The following is a 26,053-nucleotide window of genomic DNA, read 5'->3' on the forward strand; positions in this document are numbered from 1 at the left end:
GTGTGAACGGTAAGACTAATGTAAAATGCTGCAAGGCATCTGATTGCTAGACAGCCGATTTGTATTCTTTTGCCTTACCATGGATTTTATATGAGTGAAATCCCGACCAACCAATCCAACTTAGTGATTTTAGGAGTCTCATCAATGACGGAAACTACTGAAACGGCCATTCCCAATGATTTTCTCGGAATTAATCCCACAGAAATCAACAAAAAACTTGTCTCCTGGGGAATTTCTCTGGATGAAGTTGTTCAAAAACTTGCTTCTCTGGGACTCCCCGGCATTATTTTCATTATTGCTGTTGCCGCATCTGGTGGTACTGCCTATCCTGCGATTTACGCACTTTTTGGGTTAGGCGGTCCGCTGGGACTAATTGGTGGACTTGGGGTCTTAGGCATCTCTACCATTATTGGTGACATTGTTACGGGTTATGGCATTGAGGCACTGCTTAAAACGGTCTATCTCAAACGTCGTGAAACAGAAACTCAAGAATATCTCATCAATGAGGTGGAAGGTTTGCCAATTTCTCAAGTTCTAAAACTTAACCTTAAAAAGGCTATTGAAGTAGAAATTGCTGCCGAAGAACCCATTGCTCCGAAAGAAGTCGAAATTGCTGAAGAGTAGTTGTGACTTGACTAAGCACTTTCTCCCCCCGCTGCCCTCACCGGCAAATTGACTTTTTCAGCAAACCCTAAATACAACAAAAAACCGCCATAAATCTTACTCCTGCTTGACTTATGGCGGTAGTTTATTTCTGTCTGAATTACTGAAAGCAATCTTTAAATTAATTAACTATCTTCCCAGTCAGAAGGCCATTTCCAAGTCCAAACGGGAGCCGGTTCAGAATCGGGGGGGGAATCGGGAGTCGGAGCCTCGTCTTGGTCCGCAGACAAAAAACGAGCAAAGAAGGGGATTGCTTTACTCTGTTCGCTATTAGGATAATTCATGGTCATTCCTAGTTTTGAGTGGCAGCTTTTTCAAGATAGCTGCGATTACCTTGCGATAGTAACATATATTGCCGTCTTACTCAAGTCAAATACTTGGTGAACTACCTACACTTTTCTTGCGGGTAAGTGTAGGTTTCCTAGCCAACAGATAGCGGAATCGTGGATTTCTTGCGTCCTCTCCTACCCTATCCGATTTCCAGTTGGCTATCGTTATTATCGATCTGACTGTCTAACAGTATTTGCGTAGGTTTCCATTCCCCATCCATTGTTTGACAAGTACACACCAACCATACGGATTGCTCTCCATCCCCGAACTCAAGGTGACAATCTTGGCAGGTTTCTTGGAAGTTTTGATCCCCGAACTGCAATTCCCCATCTATATTACCGATATGGTCACTAAGCCTCAGTTCGGTAGGGAGCCATTCTCCATCGCGAGCTTGGCACTCAGCACTCAGGATTGTGCTGTTAGGGTCGTAGTTGATACTGCTACAAGTGTGCGAAAAATTAGGCATGACAACTCTGTGTTTTAAAAAACAGTATGATTCAGCATAGTGCCTTAACGGCCGACATTCCGCACATCTTCATATACTTTTATATATTTTTACATTCCCCAAGATGTTTTGACGAAAAACCTTCATTGTACAAACTACTATTAAGAACATTTTCAATAATTGATTTTTTCTGAGAAAAAAATTGACAATTCTTCACCTTGATCAAAATCCATGATTGTAGCTATAATCTTTACTGGCAAAGGATTGTAAGCAATATATTAGTAAAAATTATTAATTGAATGTTAAGAAGTGCGGAAAGTGGGTACTTCCCGCTCTACTAAGCCAAATCGTGTTAAACTAATGTAGTTTTTGCCGAAACAGTTAAGTGAGTTTAACAATGGATAAAAATGAATGGATTAGTAGATTCGATGATTTAATTTGTAGTCCTTCGATTCGAGAGTTTTATGGTGAAAGAGAGTTTTTTAATGTCGGTTATTGGCTCTCCCATACTCAAGATCAACAGGAAGCATCCTCTACTCTGATGGAGAAACTTTTAGAATTTATTCCCAACAAACAGGGAACAATTCTTGATGTTGGCTGTGGTTTGGGAGCAACTACCCATTATCTTCTCAAATATTACCCATTGACAGCAATTGTGGGGATTAACATTTCTCCGACACAAATTGCCAGAAGTCTCTTGAATTTTCCCGAGGGTAAATTTCTGTTAATGGATGCGGTAGAGATGGATTTTGCCGATCATTCTTTTGAGCAAATTATTTGTGTAGAAGCGGCTTTTTATTTTAATACTAGGCGGCAATTCTTGCAAGAAGCTTGGCGAGTATTAAAGCCGGGGGGAACCTTAATTCTCTCAGATCTGAGTTTTGCCACAACGGAACTTTTAGGGGATTGGACAGTTCCCCAAGCAAACACGGTCAAAGATAGGGCAGAGTATCAAAATCTTTATCAACAGGCAGGGTTTAAAGATGTTCAATTTGTCGAGGTGACGGAGGAGTGCTGGTTCAGACATTTTCGCCATCTTAAGTCTTGGTTAACAGAGGAATTGCAATCGGGAAAATTAGACGAAGAAACCTATAATTTAAACATTAAGGCTCTGGATAATTTGCTAAGTTCCTCGGCCATAACTTATTGGTTAGTTGCCGCCCAAAAGCCAGTCAATATACTGTAATAGTTGTAAGTTTTTCTTGAATTTTTGGAGACAAAAAAATGTTTGATTCCTTATCGGGTAAAAAAGTCGTTATTATTGGTGCAAGCTCCGGGATTGACCTAGCGATTGCCGAAAAATTGCTCTCCCTGGGGGCAAAAGTGGTGCTTTCCCATGCTTCTCAAGAGAAATTAGCTGCCGCTGTTGCCCTAATTTCCGGGGAGATTGAAGCCAAAACTGTTAATTTTTTAGAAGAAGATTCTGTTAATGCCTTTTTTGCAGAAATTGGCAACTTTGACCATTTAGTAGTCACCTCTCTGGGAGACAGAAATATGCCGCGAGCCTTATTAACCGAAATGACCACAGAAACGGCCCGGGGAGGTATGGAGAAATTCTGGGCAACCTTTTTAGCAGTGCGTGGCTCCCTGAAAACTTTGGCCAAGGACGGTTCTATTACCCTGACATCCAGCGTCACTATGTTCAAATATTCCAAAATGGGCGGAATTTCCGTCATAGCCGCCGCTAATAGTGCCGTAGCCGTATTTGGACGCGCCCTCGCCCTAGAACTCGCTCCTATTCGCGTTAACGTTGTTGCCCCCGGATTAATAGAAGATACAAGCATCTGGACCAGTCAAGGTGATTCGGAACGCTCCGACCTGAGCAAATGGGCGGTTTCTGCTCTACCTGTCGAACATTTAGGGCAACCCGAAGAAGTCGCCCTAGCAGTATTGAGTTTGATTATCAACCCCTATATGACAGGGGTGGTTTTACCCGTGGACGGTGGAGTTACTCTTTAATCCCTAACTGGACTTAAACCCTCAACCCGGGAAAGTGATACTAAATCCTGTTTAAAGGGTATAGGAGGGAGTGGGAAGTGGGTTTTTAAAGTTGCATTAAGGGTTGATCATAGTACATAAGTTCGATTTTTTTGCGATCGCTTGTCAGCCGCGCTCGATCATTGAAAATCTAACATAGAACTTGTAGATTTTTCTACCCATCCTAGCCGATTTTTTACGTTGTAAACTGCCAGTTTTACCATATTCATGCTCGCAGATATTCTGTAAGGATTTGCTGGCTTTTTAGGGTTAGGATCTATTTTAACGACATTTCCACTCCAAAGATCACTACCAGTTGCCCAGTCTAATCCAGCCAACAATGAAATTTTAGCACTATCAAAACTGTTGTTATTTTCATCATAAATATCGTGCAACAAGTATCCTAATATTTCTAAGCCTACACTACGTCCTAAAATACAACTTGTCTGAAATTGAGTTAACTGATCAACGGTTAATTTATCTGTGCTATTCTCCGCTATTTCTCTAGTTTGAGAACACTCATGAAAAAACTGATTTAAACATTTAGATAAAACCTCAGATGATTCTTCAACGCTTATCTCTGTTAAATCAGAACTAATGTCGTTATCAAATGCTAAACTTACTAATTTAGCCACATAGTTAAATGTATAAATAAGTTTCTTTTTTAACGAAGTTTGATCTTTGATAGCTTCTGTTTTACCATCAAACATAGACACTTGATAGAGTAAATTTTTAGTAATACCCACCCGTCCTTCAAATTCACCAAAGGAAAGGAGTAATGATTTATCTAAAGGTCTTGTTTGAGCCATATCTCTAAAATCAGTTTGGCATTGTCTAAAATCCCCTTCCAAGACCAAAGTAATAGGAAAATCATTATCACCGATTAGTTCCCCCTCAGAATTTGTAATCAATTCGTGAATAGCGCGTTTACGATGTTGACCATCTGTAATATCTAATTTGATTCCACGCCCAATTACAACCAAGCATAGCCCACGAGCAAGATCGATCAGCTTAATTTTTTCTGGATCAACATTAGCTGTTAGAGTTCCTAAAATCCATGGTTTATCTTGTTTAATCCGCTTAAGGATATATTCTTTAACTTCCTCTGTATGTCCTTGAACCTCTGGGCGATTTTTTCCTGAATCGGGATCGTTCCCTGTAGATGGCTTTGCTTGGAGCAAGGTTGGTAAATCATGAGCGGGAACGTTTATTTGAACCATTTTTCGTTTTCCTTGTTGGAAAACTAGCCCAAGATAGCATTTCTCTCTGTAATGCTCAGAAAAGTAGTATTCCAGTACCTGATTCAGTTGTTGAGTCAAATCTGAAGAATGAGCTGCAATATCAGACATAATAGAAAAAAATACCAAAAAACACTCAATAATCATATATTATAGCAGTTATCTTAATGATGAGGCACGAAGTTTTCGTTTTGGGGAATAGGGAACGCCAGAATAGGGAACAAGGAACAGCAGCTGATCGCCCAAGGATGATGCCAAATCCCGTCATACTTCATCTTTAGGCGAAACTCTGTAGTCATCCTTGAGACACTCAGTATCGAGAGAAATACGGACTTTTTATGACAGATACCCTCAAATCAGATAAGTCGCCTATCCGTACTATTGCGGAGTTTGTCGAGGAGTTAAATTATTTAACTCAAGAAATACAGGAATTATACTGTGCAGATACTATTCCTTGGGTTGTGGGAGTATCATGGGGAAAAGATAGTACAAGTATATTGCAGTTAATCTGGAATGCGATCGCTGCCTTACCATTAGAGAAGCGACACAAAACCATTCATGTCATCACTACCGATACTTTTGTTGAAAACCCAATTGTTTCTACTTGGGTACGCAGATGTATTAGACAGCTTACAGAAGCGGCAAAACAGCAACAAATGCCTGTTAAATCGCATCTACTGCATCCTGAAGTTGACGCTACTTTCTGGGTTTGTTTGATAGGAAAAGGATATCCTGCTCCAAGGCACGGCTTTCGTTGGTGTACTGATCGCATGAAAATTCAGCCTGTCAATAACTTTATTCGCAATTTAGTCAGAGTTCATTGTGAAACTATTGTTGTGCTAGGAATTAGGAAGGCTGAAAGTCAAGCGCGAGCAATCACCATGAAAAAACATGAAATAGGTAGAGTTCGTGACAGATTAAGCCCCAATGGACGTTTAATCAACTCTTTGATTTATACTCCCATAGAAGATTGGCGTACTGATGAAGTATGGATGTACTTAATGCAGTGGGAAAATCCCTGGGGAGGAGATAACAAAGAATTATTAGCAATGTATCGAGGAGCGACTGCGGATAATGAATGTCCCCTAGTGGTAGATACTTCCACTCCTAGCTGTGGAGATTCGCGCTTTGGTTGTTGGGTTTGTACGTTGGTGAATAAAGATAAATCGATGGAGGCAATGATACAGAATGACGAAGAAAAAGAATGGTTACAACCACTTTTAGAGCTTCGCAACGAATTAGACTTAAAAAACGACAGAGAAAGGCGAGATTTTCGCCGTATTTATGGCAAGGTTGAACTTTTTGGTTCAGACAAGATCGAACCCATACCGGGACCCTATACTAAACAATGGCGAGAATATTGGCTGAGAAGGGTATTAGAAGCTCAGGAGAGCGTGCGTACTAATGCCCCAGAGGAGATGAAAGATATTACCCTAATTACCACGGAGGAACTCAGCGAAATTCGCCGGATTTGGAGGGAAGAAAAGCACGAATTTGATGACCAATTACCGAAGATTTATAAACAAGTGACTGGAGAAACTTTTCAAGACCCGCGACCGGGGGCGGATAATAATCTTTTGGGGAGTGAAGAATGGGATATACTCGCGGATATCTGTGCCGAGGATTCCATGCACCTAGAATTATTGGCTAAACTTATCGATACAGAACGTCAATATTTTCTCAAAATCTCTCGCAAGGGTATTTACAAAGACCTAGAAAAATGCTTTGAATCTAGTTCTCGTAGTAAAGAGGAAGCGATCGAAAATGCTCGTTATGTCTATGATCTAAAGAATGCTGCTCAAAGTGGCAATATTGCTCAGGTGAAAGAACAACTCAAAGAGAGTTTTAGTGAACCGGAAAAAGACCCGCAAAAACAGTTAACTTGGGCCAGTATGAAGTTCCCTACAACCGTTGAGGAGGAAGAATAACGGGTTTATTTTACCCGTAAACTGGCGATCGAGTGGACTATCAATAAAATTACTGTTTCTCGACGACGAGATGAAACCCTACCAAAAAATTCCTATTCGTGAATGTGGGGAACCCCTAGTACCTATACCCGCAGATAAATTTGTTATCCCTTCTCCCCACGCTTACGAGAAATTAGGGGCTAATTATCGGGGTAAATCTCCCTATTTTTTGCGACAAGGGGTGTTAAATGCTCTGATTGACGCTCAAAACCGTCTGCAAGTCTATCAACCCGGTTGGCAAATTCTGATTTTTGATGCCTATCGACCGATCGAAGTGCAACAATTTATGGTCGATTATAGTTTTCAGACTCTCCTAGACACAAAAGGATTAGCCAAAGAGAAACTATCGGAGGCAGAAAGTCAAGCGATTTTAACAGAAGTTTACACTATTTGGGCGGTTCCCAGCGATAATGCCGCCACTCCGCCTCCCCATAGTACCGGAGCGGCGATCGATATTACCCTGGTGAACGAGAAGGGACAAGCCATCGACATGGGGGGAGAAATCGATGAGATCAGTGAGCGATCGCATCCCGATTATTATATCGCCGCAAAAAGCCCGCAAGAACAGGGTTATCATCAAAAACGAGTTTTATTGGCTAAAGTGATGGAGGAGGCGGGATTTAGCCGACATAAGGGGGAATGGTGGCATTTTTCCCTAGGGGATCAGATGTGGGCCTGGTCGCTCGATCGAGCCTACGCCATCTATGGCAGAGTGGAGGATTAAGTAGGGTTTGCGGCAAAAAGTTTCTTGTGGGGACAGGGTGTGGGGTGTGGGGTGTAGAGTTTTACCGATTTTGAGGGGGTCAATTACCTAATTTTCAGAGGAAAAGTCCAGGGATTTTCCCCCCAATCACTTCCGTCGCCGGTACTTTTTGATTGACAAAAAGTCTAAAAGTCTTACCCAATAAGGTTTTAAGATTTATTCAGCCCACCCTATATCAATACTGATATACTAACGAAAGAAGACTCAAAGCTTACACCGACTCCCGATCGATGATCGCCAAAATTTGATTAACAAAAGCTTGGTGATCAACCACTGGTTTAGAAATATAACCATCGGCCTGACTCTGCTTGAGAAAATTCTCTCGATCGCCCTCCATAGCGTGAGCGGTGACGAGAATAACGGGTAAATCGGCGGTTTCGGGGTTAGCTTTGAGAATTTGGCTGATTTTAATGCCATCTACCGCTTTCCCTTCATAGACACTATGGGAGAGGGAGACATCCATTAAGATCACGTCCGCTTCCTTATCCCGAGCAATACGAAGCACTTCTTCCACGTCTTCGGTCCCTTTAACCTCTAGACCACCTCGTTTGGTCAAAATTTTGGCAAAAACGCGAAAATTAATCGGGTCGTCTTCTACAATCAAAACAGTCGTCATAGGGATGCTCAGGGATAAACAAGGTTAAAACGGACAAAATGCCTTATGATTCACAGCTAGACAGATTGAAAACGAGAGACTCATGGCCAAACAACTGGATTTCTTAGCTAGTGGTCAAATTATACCCACGGCCTTACACCAAGAGATGGAACGATCCTATCTAGAATATGCCATGAGTGTGATCGTGGGGCGAGCCTTGCCGGATGTACGCGATGGACTAAAACCAGTGCATCGTCGCATATTATACGCTATGCACGAACTGGGTTTAACTCCCGATCGCCCTTTTCGTAAATGTGCGCGGGTGGTGGGGGATGTCTTGGGTAAATATCATCCCCACGGCGATCAGTCAGTGTACGAGGCACTGGTTCGTATGGTACAGGATTTTTCCAGTCGTTACCCACTTTTATCGGGCCATGGTAACTTTGGTTCGATCGATAACGACCCCCCGGCGGCCATGCGTTATACAGAAACCCGTTTGGCCGGCATCGGTGATCAGGCGGTTTTGGGGGGAATTAGCGAAGCTATCGTTAATTTTAGCAGTAATTTTGATAATTCTCAACAGGAACCCGTTGTTTTACCCGCTCAGTTACCGATACTGATTCTTAATGGTTGTTCAGGTATTGCGGTGGGGATGGCGACTAATATTCCTCCCCATAATTTAGGGGAAGTGGTGGAAGGTTTAATCGCTTTGATTGATAATCCCGATTTAAGCGAGGAAAAGTTAGTAGAAATTATCCCCGGTCCCGATTTTCCCACGGGAGGCGAGATTTTAGATGATACCGGCATTCGGGAGGCTTATCGCACCGGTAGGGGGATTATTCCCGTGCGCGGAGTGGCGAAAACTGAAACAATTATCATTGAGGGCAAGCGCCGAAGGGAAAGGACGGCAATTGTGGTTACTGAGTTGCCTTTTCAGGTGAATAAGGCGGCATGGATCGAAAAAATCGCCGAATTAGTCAATTTAGGGAAATTGGAGGGAATTGCCGATATCCGCGATGAAAGCAATCGCGAAGGCATTCGGGTGGTGATTGAATTAAAGCGGGAAAGTCAACCGCAGCAGGTTTTGGCGGCTTTATACCAACAAACGGCCCTACAGACTAATTTTGGGGCGATTATCCTCGCTTTGGTCGATAATCAACCCCGGCAGTTATCTTTAAAACAAGTTTTACAGGAATTCTTGCGCTTTCGAGAAACGACTCTCACCCGTCAGTATGGCGATGAGTTGCAACAGGCCAGCGATCGCTTACACTTAGTCGAGGGTTTATTATTAGCTTTGCAGAATATCGATCGAGTGGTGGATATTCTCAAAAATGCTCCCGATGGGACGACGGCTAAGTATCGTTTTCAGGCAGAATTGGGCATTAGTGACGCTCAAGCTGATTCTATCTTGGCTATGCCCCTACGTCGTCTAACCGGTTTGGAAAGACAAAAATTAGAGACGGAAGCGACGGAATTACAAACAAAAATTCAACAGCTGGAAACCCTCCTCCATAACCGTCAGGAGTTTCTCAAGTCTCTGAAAAAAGAATTGCGCTCTTTAAAGAAAAAATTCGCCGATAGCAGACGGACAAAAATTCGCACCGGGAAGTCGGGGGACAGGAGACAGGAGACAGGAGACAGGAGACAGGAGACAGGAGAGAGGAGACAGGAGACAGCAGGGAAGAAATTGGATTCTGCTGTTAAAAAACAGGAGACAGGAGAGAGGAGACAGGAGACAGCAGGGAAGAAATTGGATTCTGTGGTTAAAAAACAGGAGAATAAAGTTAAGAAAAAGTCTGAGAGTGAGAATGAACCGATTTTAAGCCTATTTACGCCCCAAGAACCCCCAGAAAATGCGATTTTATTGCTTGATGCCGAAGATAAAATTAGTTGGACGACACCAGAAGAGCGAGTGCCGGACCGGGGTTTAATTATCTATCAACAGGCGATCGAAAAACGGGAAAATTTCCTAGTTATCCTCGATAATGCTAAAGCTTACCCGATTGCTACCCGGGAAGTTCCTCCAAAAGACAATCAACCGGTGTTAATCTCCAGTCTGCTGACCAAAACCGCCCAAAAAGATTCAGAAGCCGTGTTAAATCAATTTTTCTTGACGGAACCTCAAAAAAGTCAAGAATTGCTTTTACTGAGTCAACAGGGGCGAATAAAGCGGCTTCACATCGATGAATTAGAGGGGGTTGGTAGTCGGGGTTTGTCCCTCATGAAATTGAAAGAAGACGATCGCCTGTATGGCGCTGTTTTTACTCACGAGGGTCTGGACTTAGTGATCGCCACCAGTAGCGGTCGGGTGTTGCGTTATCCCGTGCGCGAGGAATTATTGCCAATGATGGGTAAATCTGCCCAGGGTTTAGCAATTTTGCGGTTGCGCTACGGGGAACATCTAGCCGGCTGTGTTTCTCTCCCTCATCGGCAAAATCTGCTGCTGATTTCGGGATTAGGTTACGGGAAAAGACTGGCGATCGAGAATTTACGCTTATCACAATTAGGCGATCTTGGTTCACCCGCTTTACAATTCGTTAACAAACAGGATAGTTTAGCGGCCATGGTAGCGGCCCGGGAGGGGAGTATAGTGTTATTAAGTACCAATCAGAATCGAAAACTACCCTTAGAGGTAGAGACTGTGACAGTTACGGGTAAAGACGGGACAGGTTCACAATTAGTCAAACTCAACCCCGCAGAAAAAATTATCAAAGCACAATTGTTACACCATCTCTAAACAATGGGGAAAAAATCGAAAAATTTTGTGCGTAAACACCGAAATTGGCAAAGATGGTTAAAACTAACTCTGATTCTGGTTTTTGGGTTTATTATCCTTAATCTAGCGATTAATTTAGCCGTCCGCTTGCCAATTAATCAACAAAAACCCATTGATGCCATCTTAGTTTTGGGGGGCAGCATTCGTCGGGAAATTTATGCAGCTAATCTGGCCCTGCAATACCCCAATATACCGATTTTGATTTCCGAAGGCTCGAAAGACCCCTGTATTTTATTACTATTTGAACGGGCAAAAGCGCCAAAAACTAACGTCTGGTTAGAAAAGTGTGCTGATTCTACCTTCGGCAATTTTTTCTTTGCCGTGCCAATTTTAAAACAATGGGGAGTACATAAAGTAAAAGTTGTCACCTCTCCTACTCATTTACCCCGCGCTAAATGGTTAGCAGAAATTCACTTGCAATCCCACGGTATAGCAGTAGAAATCGATGCAGTCCGAGAAATTGGTATCCCCGGTAATCACGAATCAAAGCTAAAAACTGGGTTAGATCTGACTAGAAGTATAATTTGGGCTTTTGTGGGACAATTAATCCATCCCCCCTGTTGGCAAGTCATTCCCTTAAATTCCGTTGATTTGGAAGCTTGGCAAGATGAAGGTTTTCAATGTGAATCTCAAGGTAAGATCAGCTAAACAATAATCTCCCAGTTAGTTTTTTAGCGGCTGCATCCCATTTTTGTAAATCTACTAACTTGGGGTTTTTAAAGGCAAACTCTCTCTTCCCACTTTCCTATACCTTTTAAACAGGATTTAGCATCAGAAACCCTATCGGGAATTTGCGATCGCATCTAGAGCCAAATTCAGTTTCAGCAGGTTAACCCCCGGTTCGCCGAAGATGCCGAGAAAGCGATCATCGGTGTTTTTGGTAACGAGGATCTCCACTTGATTCGTCGGTAATCCCCGCACCCTCGCCACCCGCTCGATCTGCGCTCTGGCGGCTTCCGGGGTGATATGGGGATCGAGACTCGATCCGGAGGTGTACACCAGAGCTGCGGTGGGTTTAATTCCCGTCTTCTCTAATCGGGGAATCTCCCCCTCCAGTGCTTTTTTCGGGTCGGGATCGGGTTTTCCTTTAATTCGCTCGATCAACAGGGGGTTACTGGGAGCTAGGTTACTCGCCCCCGAAATTCCGGTTTGCAGGACTTTGTTAGGATCGTTTTTCGGATCGGCCGTACTGTAGTTGGTGGTACTCGGACGACTATTAAAATAGCGATCGCTGGTGAAAGGTTGCCCAATTAGAGCCGAACCCACCACTTGACCTTGATTATTGGTAATTAAACTCCCGTTCGCTTGCCAGGGAAAAAGAATTTGACCGATGGCGATCATCGAGAAAGGATAGATCAGGGCAGTAATTACCCAGAGAACTAGGGTAGAACGGATGGCTCTACCGGCATCGCGTGCAAAACTCATGATTAAAACCTCTCCGGTATAAAGATGACAAGGAATAGGTAGATAAATAAAGCAAAAGCGACTAATCCTAAAAGGGTTAATGCGAAGGCTTGCCCCCTATCGATAGTGCTTCCCGTAGAAGCTTGAACGATGGAGGAGAAAAGAATTGTTAGACAGAAATTTAAGAAAATATACCAGAAAAATCGGTATTTTCTAGGGGCTGCTTTCATAAGAATTAGAGTTTTTTGGAGATTTGTTTTTGCCAGTAAATCAAGAAAATAGCTGTAGTTGTCGATAGGTTGTCTTGTTCTCCTTTTTCAATTCATAGTTAAGAATACATTGGCCTACATATCTAGCCAAATTAATAGGAACAGCATTGCCAATCATTTGTTCTAGATTAGATTTTGTTCCTGTAAAAATAAAGTCTTTAGGAAAAGTTTGAATATAGCTTCGCTCCCTCGTTGTTAGCGGTCTTAATTTTTCCTTAAGATGACAAGCATCCCCGGGATGTTGTCGATAGGTTTTGGGAACTGGTCGATTTACTCCTCGAATAGTAGGGCTAGGTTCATAAATACTGAATATCGCCCTTCTTTGATAGCTTCTAGGATGTCTATAATAGTATTCTATATCTAATTCTTTGCCCATATAGTCAAATACAGTCAGAGGTTGACTTGATAGATTTTCATTGATCTCATCGATTAAAAAATCATCTTCTTCCTTCATTTTACCGATCAGAAAATATCTTTTTCTAGTTTGAGGAACTCCGCAGTAACAAGAATTGATAACTTTTTCAGTTAAACCATAACCATGGCTTTTAAAAATTTGTTTTGCTTGAGTGAGTATTTTACTTTTCTCAATTCTATCCACATTTTCCATAACAAACCATTGCGGACTTACTCCAGTTACAATTTCGGCGAATGTGAGCGTTAGATTCGCTCGTCCTAAACCCTCGTCTCTCTTCCCAGCACTGGAAAAGTCTTGACAAGGAGGGCTGCCGACAATAATCTCAGGATTATATTGAGCAAATATTTCTTGGCTAGATTCTCTAGATAAATCGACATTAAATATCGGATGACTAAAGTTATTTCTATAGACATCTATAGCAGGTATCCAATTATCAAATGCGGCCACAATAGTAAACCCCGCTTTCTGGAAACCTAAAGATAAACCACCACAACCAGCGAATAAATCGATTGTGATCATTTTGCTCCCTCCTCTAAATTGACTCTCGAAAGCATAAAATAAATTATCGGAATCGGGAGCTAGACCGTATAACTCTTTTGTACTTAACTCCGCAGGTTGAATTTTTAAATTTTCGTCAAGTTTCAGATAGACATTTTTCAGTCCTTTCCCATCCAAGTAAGCGCACAAAGAAGCTGGAAATGAGGAGTTAAATTGATTTTTACCCCATGTTTCTTTTTGGCTAAAATCCCGATTCAAGTGCTTCAATCCGAATAAACTAGGCTTAAATATTGCCGATTTTCCCATTACCTCAACCCGATCGCTGAAATTATCTCATCAATAATCTTAATAGCAATAAACGGCGCAATCATGCCTCCCACGCCGTAGATGAGGATATTGCGCCGCAATAGTTGGTCAGCAGTGAGCGGGCGAAATTGAACGCCTTTAAGTGCTAGGGGAATCAAAACGGGGATAATCAGGGCATTGTAGATCAGGGCTGAGACGATCGCCGATTGAGCGCTTTTCAAACCCATGATGTTTAAAGCACCGATCCCGGCAGCGGCGAAAATCGTCGGGATAATGGCGAAATACTTGGCGATATCGTTGGCTACCGAAAACGTGGTTAGGGCGCCGCGGGTAATGAGTAACTGTTTGCCGATGGTCACTAAATCGATCAGCTTGGTCGGGTCGGAATCGAGATCCACCATATTGGCCGCCTCCTTCGCCGCTTGGGTTCCGGAGTTCATCGCCACACCGACATTAGCCTGGGCCAGTGCGGGTGCGTCGTTGGTTCCGTCTCCCGTCATGGCAACTAACTTGCCCTTGGCTTGCTCGCGACGGATCACCTCGATCTTATCTTCTGGGGTGGCCTCGGCGATAAAATCATCCACCCCCGCCTCCGCCGCGATCACCGCCGCCGTGATCTGGTTGTCGCCGGTGAGCATGATCGTTCTCACACCCATGCGCCGTAATTGGTCGAAACGCTCTTTTAATCCTGGCTTCACGATGTCCTTGAGATAGATCACCCCGTAGATATCGTTACCCCGACAGACGGCCAGGGGAGTCCCCCCCAAACGGGAAACCCTTTCCTGTGCCTCATCGAGGGTCTCGGGAACGGAACCACCGCGGGAACGGACGAAACCTTTAATCGCGTCTACGGCTCCCTTACGGTATTCCTCGCCGGCCCTATCGGTGCCGCTCATGCGGGTACGAGCGGAGAATTCGATTCCCTCGCCGGGTTGGCCATCGATATCGAGGTTCGCGCCCAAATTCCGGGCTAAGGCAACGATCGAGCGTCCTTCCGGGGTTTCGTCGAAAAGGCTGGCCGCTAGACAGATGCGGGCTAATTCCTCGAGGTTATGACCGTTCACGGGGATAAATTCGTCAGCCAGTCGGTTGCCGAGGGTGATCGTTCCCGTTTTGTCGAGAAGGAGGGTATTCACGTCGCCGCAGGCTTCCACCGCGCGCCCGGAGGTGGCGATGACGTTAAACTGAGCCACACGATCCATGCCGGCGATGCCGATCGCGCTCAATAAACCGCCGATCGTCGTGGGAATGAGGGCGACGAGGAGCGAGATCAAGATGGCGATACTGGAACCGGCCCGAAAGGTATCCGCGACCGCCGGCCCGAGGCTCGTTTCCAGGAAACCGGCGATATAGTTCCCGATCGGCGGAATCGTGGCCACGACAATTAGAAAGACTTGGGTTAACACGGCCAGAAGTACCGTCAGCGCGATCTCGTTGGGGGTTTTCGTGCGCTCGGCCCCTTCCACGAGGGAGATCATGCGATCGATAAAACCCTGGCCGGGATCTTGAGTGATCCGCACTGTCAACTCGTCCGAGAGAAGCCTGGTGCCGCCAGTGACGGAACTGGCGATGTCGGTTCCGGGTTGTTTGAGGACGGGGGCCGATTCTCCGGTGATCGCCGATTCATCCACCGAACCGATTCCCTCGATCACTTCCCCGTCGGCGGGAATCACGTCCCCGGCCACCAGTTTTACCCGATCGCCCCGACCCAAGGCCGTGGAACTGACCGACTCGATCAATCCGTCGGCCAGGATTTTTCGGGCGATCGTGTCGCTGCGGGTGGAGCGCAGGGCATCGGCCTGGGCTTTTCCCCGTCCCTCGGCGATCGCCTCGGCGAAGTTGGCGAACAGCACCGTGAAGAAGAGGATCAGGGTGATGATGCCGTTAAGTAGCCGTTGTTGTCCCCTATCCCCGGCGATCGTGCCGAATAGATGCGGGTCGATCGTCACCAGGGCCGTGACGATCGTTCCTAACCAGACCACGAACAGGACCGGGTTACGCACGGCGATGCGCGGGTCGAGTTTGAGGAAGGACTGCCGGATCGCGCGTTGATAGAGACCTGTCCGGTTTACCTTGGGGGTGTGGCGGCGGTCGTCCCTGCGACCTCTCGGCACTCGCAACGGGCGGGAGGATTTAGAATTTCCTTTGTTCGTTCTCATAAATTATCCAAACTCCTAGCCGATCATCCGGGTGATTTGAAAGGCTTCCGCGATCGGCCCGAGGGCTAATATCGGCAAGAAAGTCAGCGCACCGAGAATTAAAATCACCCCCGCCGTCACGCTGGTAAAGAGTCCGGTATCGGTGCGGAGGGTTCCGGTGGTGGCGGGAACTGGTTGTTTGCGGGACATCCCATCGGCTAACAAGAGCAGGGCGGCGATCGGGATATACCGTCCGGCGAGTAAACTGAAGGAGGCGCTTAGATTCCACCAGAGAGCGGTAATCGTCGGTTTGGCACCAGCCGCAATCGCAAGCGGCGCAGGTTGGGAATCCCCTAGTCCCTCGAATCCCGACCCGTTATTGGCAGCGGCGGAAGCGTACTCGTAGATAACTTGAGATAATCCGTGAAAGCCGGGGTTACTGATGCCCTGAAAGTCGGGAAAGGCAAGGGCGATCGCTCCAGGGATGAGGATGGCGATCGGGTGAACCAGCAGAATTAAAAAACTCGCTAACACCACTTCCCGTTTCTCGATTTTGCGCCCGAGGAATTCGGGGGTTCGCCCCACCATTAGCCCGGTGACGAATACCGCCAGGATCAGATAGGCAAACAGGTAGGCGGTGCCGGTTCCCTGGCCGCCGAAAACGATTTGCAGGAACAGATTCGAGAGGGTGGCGAAGCCGCCGTTCGGCATCAAGGAATCGTGCATGGCGATCACCGCACCGCACATGGTGGCCGTGGTAGTTACCGCGTACAGGGCCGATTGCGCCCAACCGAAGCGTACTTCTTTGCCCTCGAAGTTAACCGCTCGCTCCACCCCTAGCAGGGAGTTAACCGCCTGGTTGCCGTTATATTCCCCGATCGCTGTGATGATCGTCAAGCCGATGAAGATACCGAGGGGAATTAGATAGATTAACCGAGCTTGCTTGAGATTATCGGCGAAAACCCCGTAGGTATAGATCAGGGAGGTGGGAATCGAGAGAATCGCTACCAACTGCACCAGATTGACGAATCCGTTCGGGTTTTCAAAGGGGTGGGCCGAGTTGCTGGCAAAAAAGCCACCGCCGTTTTCTCCCAATTCCTTAATAATCTCGAAGTGGGCCACCGGACCGCGGGCGATCGCCTGACTCAGGTTGGGGTTTTCTAGCGTCGGCAAGATCGCCGGGCCCGCGAGGGTTTCCGGGACTCCGGCGATGATCAGGGCAATTGCCCCCACGATCGAGATCGGTAAGAGGATACGGGTGATCGCTCGGATCAGATCCACGTAGAAATTGCCCAACGGTCGCCCCGTCAATCCCCGAATAAAGGCGATCCCCACCGCTAGACCGGTTCCGGCCGAGGTGAACATCTGGTAGCCGAGACCCCAGAGCTGACTCCCGTAGCTGAGGGTGGTTTCTCCGGAATAATGCTGTTGGTCGCTGTTGGTGATAAAGGAAATCGTCGTATGTAGGGTGGTGTCCCAAGAAGGGGCGGGGATCCCCGTCGGGTTGAGGGGAAGGACTCCTTGGCCGGCAATCAGGGAAAAAACCAGAATTGCTATTACCGCGTTACTGTAGAGAACGGCGCGGGCGTACTGCCAGCCAGTCATATTCTCTTTCCCTTTCACTCCGACGAAGGTGTAAAGAAGACTCTCGACTCGATCGCACAGTGGGTCGAGTAGGGTTCTCCGTTCCATGAACACCCTAGCCATATACCGCCCGAAAAAGGGGGTGATCGCCACGATTATCAGGATCGTGAGCGCGATTTGAATCCATCCTTGCAACATGGTTCGATCAACTCCAAAAAAAGGCCCGTCGAGGCTCGATCAACGATCAACCGGGAAACTCACGGGTTCGCTGTCTCGAAACCGCTTGCTGAAAACCGAGTTTGTCTCATCATTAGCGATCATTAACAAATGGATGATCGAGGGATTATTATCGCCTCTGCTGGAACGATTATAGCGATTTGTCGCACCTTGACAATCTATATTTTTTCCGTTCGTTGTCCTATCAGCTTTTACGCACTTATGCGGCAATACCGACAATCAGCAATTATCAGTGACTCTTAAGATGTTAGGTCACAAGTGGCTGAACAAACGGGAATAATTATGCAAACCCCATCGCAATTTGTAATCAGAGATTGCTGATTGACACTCCCGTCGCTAAAAGCCTATCCATTAGTCACATATTTCTTAACATAAAATTTGACAAAAAGAGAAAAGTGTGCAAGATGGCTCAAGGGGGTTCTATGGGGTAAATAATTTGATGAAATAGTTTCCAAGTCTCGCCGATGATATCATGTAAGGGAGCTTCTTTGATTCTTTCTACTGTACTTTTAGCTTGGGCGGCAATTAAATCTGAAGGTTGAAAGTGGGGCGAGGACAATTAACCATCTTTGCCATTACTTTTGACCAATAGTATTAATTATCATCAAAAAAAATATCGAGGGCGACTTCTGTAAAACTTAACTAAAAAAGCCTATTTCCTTGACTTTCAAATAATTTTTCAGCCAGACTCACCGACCGATTCTATTTCTGAGCAGAGATTTACAACATTTCTTATAGGAATAAATTATAAACTAATGGGTTATTATCCTCTGAATAATAGCTGCTAACTCCTGAAAAGGAAGACTCTGTACCTAGCCATTAAAATAACTGCTATCCCACCTTTCAGAATATGGTTCCGTGGGAATATTTTCTTCATCTTCCACTTCTGTCTGCGCTACATAATAAAATTTTAGTTCATGCAGTATATCGGTGATCGCTCTTTCTACAGCAATTTTTATTCTTAATCTTCGGGTGTGATAATCGTGATATTTTTCCCCCAAAGTTTTGAAACTGCGGGGCAGAATTTGGATAGCATTATTCATGACTCGATCGATTTTAATCTCCGAGAGATATTGGCGAAAGGAAGCAGGTAAATTTCTTAACTGTTCCCGCACTTCTGCTATCACTAATTGCTCAACAAAATTGAGAGAAGGTTGGTTCATGAAACGATTTTTTAGTGATCAAAAACTGATTCCATGTTAATACCGCTCGATAAATAATAGCGTGATATTATGCCGTTGCGATGGTGATTTAAATCACTGTTTAATCCAAGCTGATGGCCAAATACCGCCAATTTCGAGACCAGCTAGACCACTAGAGCTATTTATAATGTTTTTACCGCGACTATCAGCCAATTTTATCGATAATTTACCTTTGAGGGTATCTTGACAAGCAAAACAGAGACCTTTTTCTGTGGGTACACGCACGCGATCGGGAGGATGATCACTGATGCCGATTAAGACAATGGTATAATTCTCGTTGGTTGCCCTCATTTCCCAGTATCCCCAGGGTTGCACTGTCCAAGTTAGTTGAGAATTCCAGATATCAAACTTATAAAAGCGATTTTGCCAGTGAATACCGATAATTCCCACCGATTCCGTCCAGTGGAGAACTTTCCGGGTAGAACCCACTGCGGTTAAGGTTAAATCGGGATTTTCAGGGAAAGCATTACAATTAATCCAAAACCACTTTTCGGGGAAAGAATAACCCCAATTTTTCTCGCTATAAAAAGGTACATTCTCAAATTGGTAATTTTTTCCCCCATAGGTAATCATTCCCGTTGCTAAACCATGAGCAGTTAAAATCTGCCAACCCGGGTCAAAAATCGGTAAATAAGATAATATTCCTGCTGTTGCTTGGGGTAAACGCTTGTTATCTCCCCAACTGTACCTAGTTTCAACGCGATAATCCCATTGACAGATTTCTCCAGTGACGGGATCATAAATTCGTCCTTGCTGCTGGTTTGCCGTTGCTTGATAACCCTCTTGAACAGACTCAAAAAAAGCTGACGGAGAAAGCAGACGGGGACGGATTTTTAAGTTAGTTTTTCCCCAATGGATAATGGCTAATTCCTGACGACTTGCCCAAAATTTATCCGTATCGGGAAAAGTGCGACAAAGATAATTAGATTCTATGGCTAAAATTTGTACCGCTCCACCGCTATTGACTTGACCGCCGCTTGGGTCTTGAATAGAATACATAAAGGCGAATCCGTCGGCTAATTGCGGAATCATGACTCGGAAGTACCAACCTTCAAAGAATCGGGGAGTGATACCATCCCAATGGTAGCCAGAATGAGGGGGTTGTGAAGACATCAATGGGTTTATCTTTAGGTATTGATTTTGGCACATCGGGAGCGCGAGCGATTGCTATTGATTCTAGCAAAAATATCGTCGCTGAGGTTCATTATCCCTTCACTAATGCCAATTTTCAGGATTGGCAAAAGGCCCTATTTTATTTATTGGATAATCTAGGGGATTCGGTGCGTTCAGAACTTAAATCGATCGCAATTAATGGTACTTCCTCGACGGTGTTATTATGTGATAATTGGGGGAATCCTCTTTCTCAGGCAATATTATACAATGACGGGCGAGGAATTGCCTTTTTAGAAGCAATTAAAGCTATAGCACCCCCTCACCATCCCGTGATTATTGCTACCTCCAGTTTAGCTAAATTACTTTGGTGGAGTGAACAAGAAATTTTTTCGCAAGCGCGTTATTTTCTCTCGCAAGCGGATTGGTTAGCATTTCTGCTGCACGGTAAACTGGGAATTAGTGATTATCACAATGCCTTAAAGTTAGGTTATGATCTCGAAAATCTCTGTTATCCCGATTGGTTAGAGAATTTACCGATGTTTAATTTATTACCGCAAATTTTTGCCCCGGGTACAGCGATCGATACTATTAAACCAGATTTAGTGACTCGTTTTGCTATCCCGAAAGATTGTTTAATTTATACGGGAACCACCGACAGCATAGCGGCATTTTTAGCCAGTGGTGCTAATTCTTTAGGGGATGCAGTGACATCTTTAGGTTCAACTTTAGTCTTAAAATTATTAAGTAGCCAGAAAGTTGATGATAGTAACTATGGCATCTATAGTCATCGTTTAGGAAATTTGTGGTTAACTGGTGGGGCATCTAATACGGGAGGAGCAGTGCTAAAGAAGTTTTTTTCTGATCAAGAATTGAGAAATTATAGTTTAGCAATAGATGGACAAAAAGAAAGTAATTTAGATTATTATCCTCTACTAAAAGCGGGTGAGCGCTTTCCAATTAATGATCCTTTTTTACCCGCAAAACTGACTCCCCGGCCCGATAATACTCGAGAATTTTTGCATGGTTTACTGGAAAGTATTGCCCGCATTGAAGCTTTAGGTTATCAGCGTTTACAGGAATTGGGAGCCAATAAATTAGAGCGAGTTTATAGTGCTGGTGGTGGGGCAAAAAATTCGACTTGGAGAATAATTCGTCAGCGTCATTTAGGGGTTCCCGTGCTTTTGTCTAAACAGGAGCAAGCGGCCTATGGTACTGCCCTATTAGCACAGCAATCGGTTACGCTGTTGAAATAGTCTCATAAGTAGGGTTTGCGGCAAAAAGTTTGTTGGTGGGGTTAGGAGTCGGTCGTCAGTATTCAGGAGTCAGGAGTCAGGAGATAGGAGTCAGGAGACAGGAGATTATTTTATTTATTCTCCCCACACCCTACACCCTACACCCTACACCCTACACCCTTCGTTAATTAACCGTAATAGGGTGGCTCATTACCCGGTTTCCATTTGATATTACAGCCTAAACTGGGTTTTTGCTCCGTCGGCACCGGTTGACCGGTTAAAACCTTGTCAATAGCGGCGCGGAGATCTTTGCCTGTCACCGGTATTCCATTACTAGGACGACTATCATCCAACTGACCGCGATAGACTAGGCTGCGCTGACTATCAAAGAGGAAAAAATCGGGAGTACAGGCTGCCGTGTAAGCTTTCGCCACTTCTTGGCTTTCGTCATAGCATAAATTGAATTTAAAGTCAAGGGTTATCGCCATTTTTTTCAAATTTTCGGGCGAATCATCAGGATATTTCTCCACGTCATTAGAACTAATTGCGAGGATGCCCAGATTGGTATTAGCATAATCGCGACCTAGACGGGTAAGTTCTTCTTGAATGTGTTTAACAAAGGGACAATGTTCACAGAGGAAGATGACTAACAGAGCGGTTTTAGCCGCAAAGCTGTCCAGAGAGATAGTTTCACCCGAAACCACATCGGGTAAGGCAAAACTGGGAGCTTTTGTCCCCAGATCTAACATTGTGGACTCGGTGCGTGCCATAAAGTTTCTACTCTTTTCTATAGGGAGGACTGAGATTTTTATAGCATTTCACGCTTCATCGCGCAAATTTAAGGCCTTAACCAGCATCAGTAAACAGTAAACAGTGAACTGATAAGCCATTGACCTATCTAAATTACTGGTTAGAGCTGCAGTAGTCATGGTTCGCAGTGTCCGCCAATTATGGAATAAAACTACTACATAAATTCGCTTCTTCATCAGTAGTTTAGCAGCGGATGCCCAAAAACAGGCCGAGGTGATTCGCAGACATTGGAGTATTGAAAATAGTCTCCATTGGGTACTCGATGTTACATTTAGTGAAGATGCCAGTGGGATTCGTCTGGGGTATGGAGCGGAAACACCTTTGTAACCCCTAAATCAGGTTTTATGTCAAGCTATTTTGAAAGCCTTGCTAGAAACCAGTTTTAGGGACAAGTATAATTACTCACTTGCATAAATGAGATGCTCCAGGCAAACTGGCAAACTGGCAAATGGCAAACTTACTGGAAAAATCAAATTATGGGAACTTTGCAAGCAAAAAACCACATCCTCAAACCTGTATTCATCATCATATCAGGATTAGCGATTACTCAAACTATCGGCTGTACAACTTTCAATAGCTATCATCCGAAAAATCAAGTAAACGCCCAAACACCTGCAAAACCAGCACCCCAAGAAATTATACAAACTGGAGAAGTGCGCCCTTTACCCGGTAGTTTAGATAAAATACCTGTTTTTAATAGCAACAGTCCAGAATGGATCAAAAATGAAGGTATTCTACTTTCTACTTTTACCCCTAATAACAAAAAAGTTCCAGCCGCACATTTAAACTTTCCCATTCAAGGCAGATTTGATTTATTTGCTCATCATTATACCCACAATCCCAAGGATTTACAAACCTTATATATAGGAGTAATTTTACATAATCCCAGTAAAAAACCTATCACTATTAACATTTTACAAGGTGCGAGTTATTTAATGACAGAAGCACCGTTTGTCACCTGGCAACCCTACATAGAAAATAACGATGGTAAAGCATTTTCTGGACCAGGTGCAAGAGCAGTAGCGGATGTTTTGCGGGGAGTACGTCAAAAAGAATTTCCAGCAAGAATAGTCATTGCTGCTGGGGGAAGTCAAATGTTATTAAACCATCCTATCCCAGTCAGAAATTTAGAAAAACCTGTCAATGGGAGATCCAGTTTTTTCCGATTAAATAGCAGTGGTAAAATTTATGCAGCGAGTTTAGCCATGTTTGCGAAAAAAAATGCTGATGGTAGCGAGCGCGCACCCACATTAAAAGAATGGCAAGACTTATTAAATAACGGTAACTTTGCAGGACCAAGAGATAAAACCCCCACACCCCCAGATGCAAAAGGAGGTCAATTAATTTACAGCAGAGTCGCAGGTATATCCGAAGGTGCAACATGGAAAGCAAACCTCACAGACAACACCAAAACCCAAACCCTGACTATTCCCGAACCAGGTAAAACTATTTCTTATCCCATAGCCACCTTACGGGGTGGAAGGTTAGGAACAGAACAAAGCCAAACCGCAAAAATGCTAGTGCGGTATCCTGATACTGCTTACGAAGCACATGGTAACTATGGGGTAGAATATCAACTCAACATACCTTTAACTAATAACACTAATAAAAATCAGACAGTTAGCATCACTTTAGAAACTCCCTTAAAAGAAGATAGACTATCTGAAAAAGGAATTAAATTTAGAAAACCATCATTAGACTTTCCCTTTTTCCGTGGTACAGTGCGTTTAAAATATAGCGATGATCAAGGTAAACAACAAACCAGTTATGTACATTTATGGCATAGAACAGGGCAGGTTTTAGAGCCTTTATTAAAACTAGATTTAAAACCAGGAACTCAAAGAAAAGTACAATTAGATGTTATTTATCCACCTGATTCTACACCGCCGCAGGTGGTTACAATTAAGACTTTGGAAAATTAAAATAAATTGCAACAGACAAAAATCACTGACTGCCTTGTCTGTTACGGCGAACTGACAGGAGTTAATCTGAGAGGAAGCAAAAAAAAAAGGGCGTTGCTGAATCAAGGTATGAATGACAATCTTGCACCCATCCAAAAGTTAGTTTGGGTCTAGGTTTTAAAAATCCCACAAAAGAAGATTCATATCTCAAATCAGCAACGCCGGTTGAATGGTACTCAACCCCTCTTTCTTTCCCTCCCCGTTTATCTTGACTCTAATCTCGGAATTTAGCAACAGTTTTCTTGCCTTAAATCCCGGAATTAACCTACTGAAACTGATCTGCCCAATTTTCGATCACACGCTGACTTTCGCGAGCAATAACTAAAGCGTTATCGGGGACATTTTTAGTGATAGTTGAACCGGCAGCCACGGTGACATTTTTTCCTAATTTTAAAGGAGCCACTAAAACACTATTTGCCCCAGTTTTTGTGCCACTGCCGATCATAGTTTGATGTTTTTTCACGCCATCGTAATTAGCAGTAATTGTTCCCGCGCCAACGTTAACTTTTTCCCCTAAAGTGGCATCTCCCAGATAGGATAAATGGGCAATATTGGTTTTATTGCCGATGTCACTTTTTTTAATTTCAACAAAATTACCGACTCGACAATTAGCCCCAATTTTCGCTTCTCCGCGCAAATGAGCATAGGGACCGATACGACAACCAGAATCCACCTGACTATCAGAAATAACCGAAAATAAGACCGTTACATCGCTGCCTATGCGACTATTTTCGATTAAACTCCCCGGACCTATACGACAACCAGAAGCGATTATCGTCTCACCGCGCAGATGGGTTTGGGGTTCGATAATCACATCGGGACTGAGGGTGACAGTATCCTCAATGGTGACACTATCGGGGTCAATTATGGTGACTCCAGCGGCCATCCAATCATCTTTGACTCTAGTTTGTAGGATATCATAGGCGGCGGCCAATTGTTTGCGATCGTTAATGCCGCTAATTTCTAAAAAGTCCTCCACATCCACGGCCATGACGGGATCGAGAAAATTGACCACATCCGTGAGATAATACTCACCTTGATCGTTATTGGGGGTTAAATTAGGCAGTATAGCCGCTAATCTTGACCAATTAAAGCAGTATATGCCTCCATTAATCCGGTGGTTTTGTCGTTGGGCATCGGTACAGTCTCTTTCTTCCACAATCTGCTTAACGAGATTATTGCCATCACAAAAAACTCGACCGTAACCTTTCGGGTTAGGGAGGTTAGCAGTTAAGAGGGTGGCAGCGTTACCATGGTCTTGATGAATCTGGAGAAGATTTTGCAAGGTTTCGGGACGCAATAGGGGAACATCGCCATTTAAGACCAACAAATCCCCCTGAAAGTCCTCTAAATGGGGGATTAACTGCTGAATAGCATGGCCAGTGCCTAACTGTTCCTTTTGTTCGACAAATTCGATATCCTCGAGATGCTGTAGAGTATTTCGCACCTGTTCCCCTTGATAACCGATAATCACCAGTTTTCGCTGGGGATGTAAGGATTCGCTGACATTAAGCACCCGTTCCACTAGCGAGCGACTGCCGAGGGGATGTAAAACTTTCGGAAGGCTGGACTTCATTCGGGTTCCCTTACCCGCCGCTAAAATTGCTACCGCTACCATGGTCATGCTTGCCAATATCGTTCGCGACTGAGTATATCGCACTCCGATCCCCTTGGTTGCAAGAATTTTTTCCCTCTTTCATCCTGTGCCAGTTGAGAAACTACCATAAAAAGGTTTTCTTTAAGACATTGTTAAGGTACTATATACAAATTGAAACAATTGAACATAATTAGCACTCTATAGATACCGCTATGACAACTGTACTAACTAAGGAATCCTCCGCCATGAAACAGATTCGCACCACCTACCAAGCTGACCAACAGGTGAAATACCTGCATCTAGAAGCGGAAATCGAGGTACTGCTGCAACAACTGCAAAACCTCAAGCGCAAAAACCAAGAGAATCAAAACCTAAATTAAAGAAAATTTCCCGGTTCTTCGTTACCTGGTATGGTTCGATAGGGGGGCATAAATCGACTAAATCCTTATCTGGCAAGAGACTTAATTGATTAGTTCGCTCTAGATCAAAAATAATTGACAAAAATCGCCAAATGCCTTTCTATATAAGGGTTC

At 44.3% G+C, this 26,053-nt stretch carries 25 protein-coding genes and 2 pseudogenes; 12 read left to right on the plus strand and 15 right to left on the minus strand.

Annotated features, from left to right (window positions below; all coding sequences use genetic code 11):
* Nucleotides 1-144: 144 nt before the first annotated feature.
* A complete protein-coding gene (locus tag IM500_RS10620) occupies nt 145-624 on the plus strand; it encodes a hypothetical protein (RefSeq protein ID WP_079207068.1) in 480 nt (159 codons plus the stop codon).
* Between the two features lie 164 nt (nt 625-788).
* On the opposite strand, the gene IM500_RS10625 is transcribed toward IM500_RS10620, so the two are convergent.
* Nucleotides 789-947, minus strand: a complete 159-nt coding sequence (locus IM500_RS10625) for a microviridin/marinostatin family tricyclic proteinase inhibitor (protein ID WP_002750786.1) — start codon at nt 945-947, stop codon at nt 789-791.
* 185 nt (nt 948-1,132) lie between these two features.
* Nucleotides 1,133-1,459 (minus strand): mannose-binding lectin, encoded by a 327-nt coding sequence (locus IM500_RS10630; RefSeq protein WP_052278278.1) that lies wholly within the window; start codon nt 1,457-1,459, stop codon nt 1,133-1,135.
* Between the two features lie 376 nt (nt 1,460-1,835).
* On the opposite strand from IM500_RS10630, the gene IM500_RS10635 reads away from it, so the two are divergent.
* Entirely contained in the window at nt 1,836-2,624 is a 789-nt protein-coding gene (locus tag IM500_RS10635; protein WP_190722322.1) for a class I SAM-dependent methyltransferase, read from the plus strand.
* 38 nt (nt 2,625-2,662) lie between these two features.
* Nucleotides 2,663-3,397 (plus strand): SDR family oxidoreductase, encoded by a 735-nt coding sequence (locus IM500_RS10640; protein WP_079206637.1) that lies wholly within the window; start codon nt 2,663-2,665, stop codon nt 3,395-3,397.
* Between the two features lie 158 nt (nt 3,398-3,555).
* Here IM500_RS10640 and IM500_RS10645 read toward each other — a convergent pair whose 3' ends face one another.
* Nucleotides 3,556-4,764 (minus strand): DNA sulfur modification protein DndB, encoded by a 1,209-nt coding sequence (locus tag IM500_RS10645; RefSeq protein WP_052278590.1) that lies wholly within the window; start codon nt 4,762-4,764, stop codon nt 3,556-3,558.
* Nucleotides 4,765-4,991: 227 nt separating this feature from the next.
* Here IM500_RS10645 and dndC point away from each other — a divergent pair, with 227 nt between their 5' ends.
* Nucleotides 4,992-6,581 (plus strand): DNA phosphorothioation system sulfurtransferase DndC, encoded by a 1,590-nt coding sequence (gene dndC, locus IM500_RS10650; RefSeq protein WP_190722324.1) that lies wholly within the window; start codon nt 4,992-4,994, stop codon nt 6,579-6,581.
* A gap of 70 nt (nt 6,582-6,651) precedes the next feature.
* Nucleotides 6,652-7,344, plus strand: a complete 693-nt coding sequence (locus IM500_RS10655; RefSeq protein ID WP_287738345.1) for a M15 family metallopeptidase — start codon at nt 6,652-6,654, stop codon at nt 7,342-7,344.
* A 250-nt stretch (nt 7,345-7,594) separates the two neighbouring features.
* Here the strand turns inward: IM500_RS10655 and IM500_RS10660 are convergent, their stop codons facing one another.
* Entirely contained in the window at nt 7,595-7,999 is a 405-nt protein-coding gene (locus IM500_RS10660; protein WP_190722326.1) for a response regulator, read from the minus strand.
* An 82-nt stretch (nt 8,000-8,081) separates the two neighbouring features.
* On the opposite strand from IM500_RS10660, the gene IM500_RS10665 reads away from it, so the two are divergent.
* Together IM500_RS10665 and IM500_RS10670 are read left to right on the plus strand one after the other, a co-directional pair.
* Complete coding sequence (locus tag IM500_RS10665; protein WP_287738346.1) at nt 8,082-10,715, plus strand: DNA gyrase/topoisomerase IV subunit A; 2,634 nt, start codon at nt 8,082-8,084, stop codon at nt 10,713-10,715.
* A 3-nt stretch (nt 10,716-10,718) separates the two neighbouring features.
* Nucleotides 10,719-11,402 carry a YdcF family protein gene (locus IM500_RS10670; RefSeq protein WP_190722328.1) on the plus strand — a complete coding sequence of 228 codons (684 nt, stop codon included), beginning with the start codon at nt 10,719-10,721 and terminating at the stop codon, nt 11,400-11,402.
* Between the two features lie 132 nt (nt 11,403-11,534).
* Here the strand turns inward: IM500_RS10670 and kdpC are convergent, their stop codons facing one another.
* The 6 genes and pseudogenes from kdpC to kdpA form a co-directional block, all read right to left on the minus strand.
* Complete coding sequence (gene kdpC / locus IM500_RS10675) at nt 11,535-12,179, minus strand: K(+)-transporting ATPase subunit C (RefSeq protein WP_287738348.1); 645 nt, start codon at nt 12,177-12,179, stop codon at nt 11,535-11,537.
* 2 nt (nt 12,180-12,181) lie between these two features.
* Nucleotides 12,182-12,388: a potassium-transporting ATPase subunit F gene (locus IM500_RS10680; protein ID WP_190722330.1), complete on the minus strand. Its 207-nt coding sequence runs from the start codon at nt 12,386-12,388 to the stop codon at nt 12,182-12,184.
* A gap of 40 nt (nt 12,389-12,428) precedes the next feature.
* A complete protein-coding gene (locus IM500_RS10685) occupies nt 12,429-13,361 on the minus strand; it encodes a DNA cytosine methyltransferase (protein WP_287738362.1) in 933 nt (310 codons plus the stop codon).
* A gap of 60 nt (nt 13,362-13,421) precedes the next feature.
* Nucleotides 13,422-13,646: pseudogene (locus IM500_RS10690) on the minus strand (HindVP family restriction endonuclease); the annotation flags it as partial.
* Nucleotides 13,646-15,805, minus strand: coding sequence for a potassium-transporting ATPase subunit KdpB (gene kdpB, locus IM500_RS10695; protein ID WP_287738351.1), 2,160 nt, complete (start codon nt 15,803-15,805; stop codon nt 13,646-13,648). The pseudogene IM500_RS10690 and the gene kdpB, both read right to left, overlap by 1 nt.
* A 15-nt stretch (nt 15,806-15,820) precedes the next feature.
* Nucleotides 15,821-17,566: a potassium-transporting ATPase subunit KdpA gene (gene kdpA / locus IM500_RS10700; protein WP_190722333.1), complete on the minus strand. Its 1,746-nt coding sequence runs from the start codon at nt 17,564-17,566 to the stop codon at nt 15,821-15,823.
* Between the two features lie 129 nt (nt 17,567-17,695).
* Between kdpA and IM500_RS10705 the strand changes: the two genes are divergently transcribed.
* Nucleotides 17,696-17,848, plus strand: a complete 153-nt coding sequence (locus IM500_RS10705; RefSeq protein ID WP_287738354.1) for a hypothetical protein — start codon at nt 17,696-17,698, stop codon at nt 17,846-17,848.
* A 166-nt stretch (nt 17,849-18,014) separates the two neighbouring features.
* Here the strand turns inward: IM500_RS10705 and IM500_RS10710 are convergent, their stop codons facing one another.
* The 3 genes from IM500_RS10710 to IM500_RS10720 form a co-directional block, all read right to left on the minus strand.
* Nucleotides 18,015-18,164 (minus strand): hypothetical protein, encoded by a 150-nt coding sequence (locus IM500_RS10710; RefSeq protein WP_170915412.1) that lies wholly within the window; start codon nt 18,162-18,164, stop codon nt 18,015-18,017.
* Between the two features lie 253 nt (nt 18,165-18,417).
* On the minus strand, nt 18,418-18,768 hold the full coding sequence (locus IM500_RS10715) for a hypothetical protein (protein ID WP_147072306.1): 351 nt from the start codon (nt 18,766-18,768) through the stop codon (nt 18,418-18,420).
* A gap of 93 nt (nt 18,769-18,861) precedes the next feature.
* The gene (locus IM500_RS10720) at nt 18,862-19,920 is read right to left on the minus strand and encodes a tocopherol cyclase family protein (RefSeq protein WP_190722334.1); all 1,059 of its coding nucleotides are present in this window, start codon (nt 19,918-19,920) and stop codon (nt 18,862-18,864) included.
* A 2-nt stretch (nt 19,921-19,922) separates the two neighbouring features.
* Between IM500_RS10720 and IM500_RS10725 the strand changes: the two genes are divergently transcribed.
* Nucleotides 19,923-21,173, plus strand: a complete 1,251-nt coding sequence (locus IM500_RS10725; protein ID WP_190722337.1) for an FGGY-family carbohydrate kinase — start codon at nt 19,923-19,925, stop codon at nt 21,171-21,173.
* 167 nt (nt 21,174-21,340) lie between these two features.
* On the opposite strand, the gene IM500_RS10730 is transcribed toward IM500_RS10725, so the two are convergent.
* Nucleotides 21,341-21,922: a thioredoxin family protein gene (locus IM500_RS10730; RefSeq protein WP_190722335.1), complete on the minus strand. Its 582-nt coding sequence runs from the start codon at nt 21,920-21,922 to the stop codon at nt 21,341-21,343.
* 205 nt (nt 21,923-22,127) lie between these two features.
* Here IM500_RS10730 and IM500_RS10735 point away from each other — a divergent pair.
* Nucleotides 22,128-22,277 (plus strand): annotated as a pseudogene (locus IM500_RS10735) (ISAs1 family transposase); the annotation flags it as partial.
* 104 nt (nt 22,278-22,381) lie between these two features.
* The gene (locus IM500_RS10740) at nt 22,382-23,884 is read left to right on the plus strand and encodes a DUF3370 domain-containing protein (protein ID WP_242034656.1); all 1,503 of its coding nucleotides are present in this window, start codon (nt 22,382-22,384) and stop codon (nt 23,882-23,884) included.
* A 304-nt stretch (nt 23,885-24,188) separates the two neighbouring features.
* On the opposite strand, the gene glmU is transcribed toward IM500_RS10740, so the two are convergent.
* A complete protein-coding gene (gene glmU, locus IM500_RS10745; RefSeq protein ID WP_287738364.1) occupies nt 24,189-25,541 on the minus strand; it encodes a bifunctional UDP-N-acetylglucosamine diphosphorylase/glucosamine-1-phosphate N-acetyltransferase GlmU in 1,353 nt (450 codons plus the stop codon).
* A gap of 191 nt (nt 25,542-25,732) precedes the next feature.
* On the opposite strand from glmU, the gene IM500_RS10750 reads away from it, so the two are divergent.
* Nucleotides 25,733-25,900 (plus strand): hypothetical protein, encoded by a 168-nt coding sequence (locus tag IM500_RS10750; protein WP_002801704.1) that lies wholly within the window; start codon nt 25,733-25,735, stop codon nt 25,898-25,900.
* Nucleotides 25,901-26,053: the final 153 nt, after the last annotated feature.

The sequence above is a fragment of the Microcystis sp. M179S2 genome (assembly GCF_020245805.1).
GTDB lineage: Bacteria > Cyanobacteriota > Cyanobacteriia > Cyanobacteriales > Microcystaceae > Microcystis > Microcystis aeruginosa.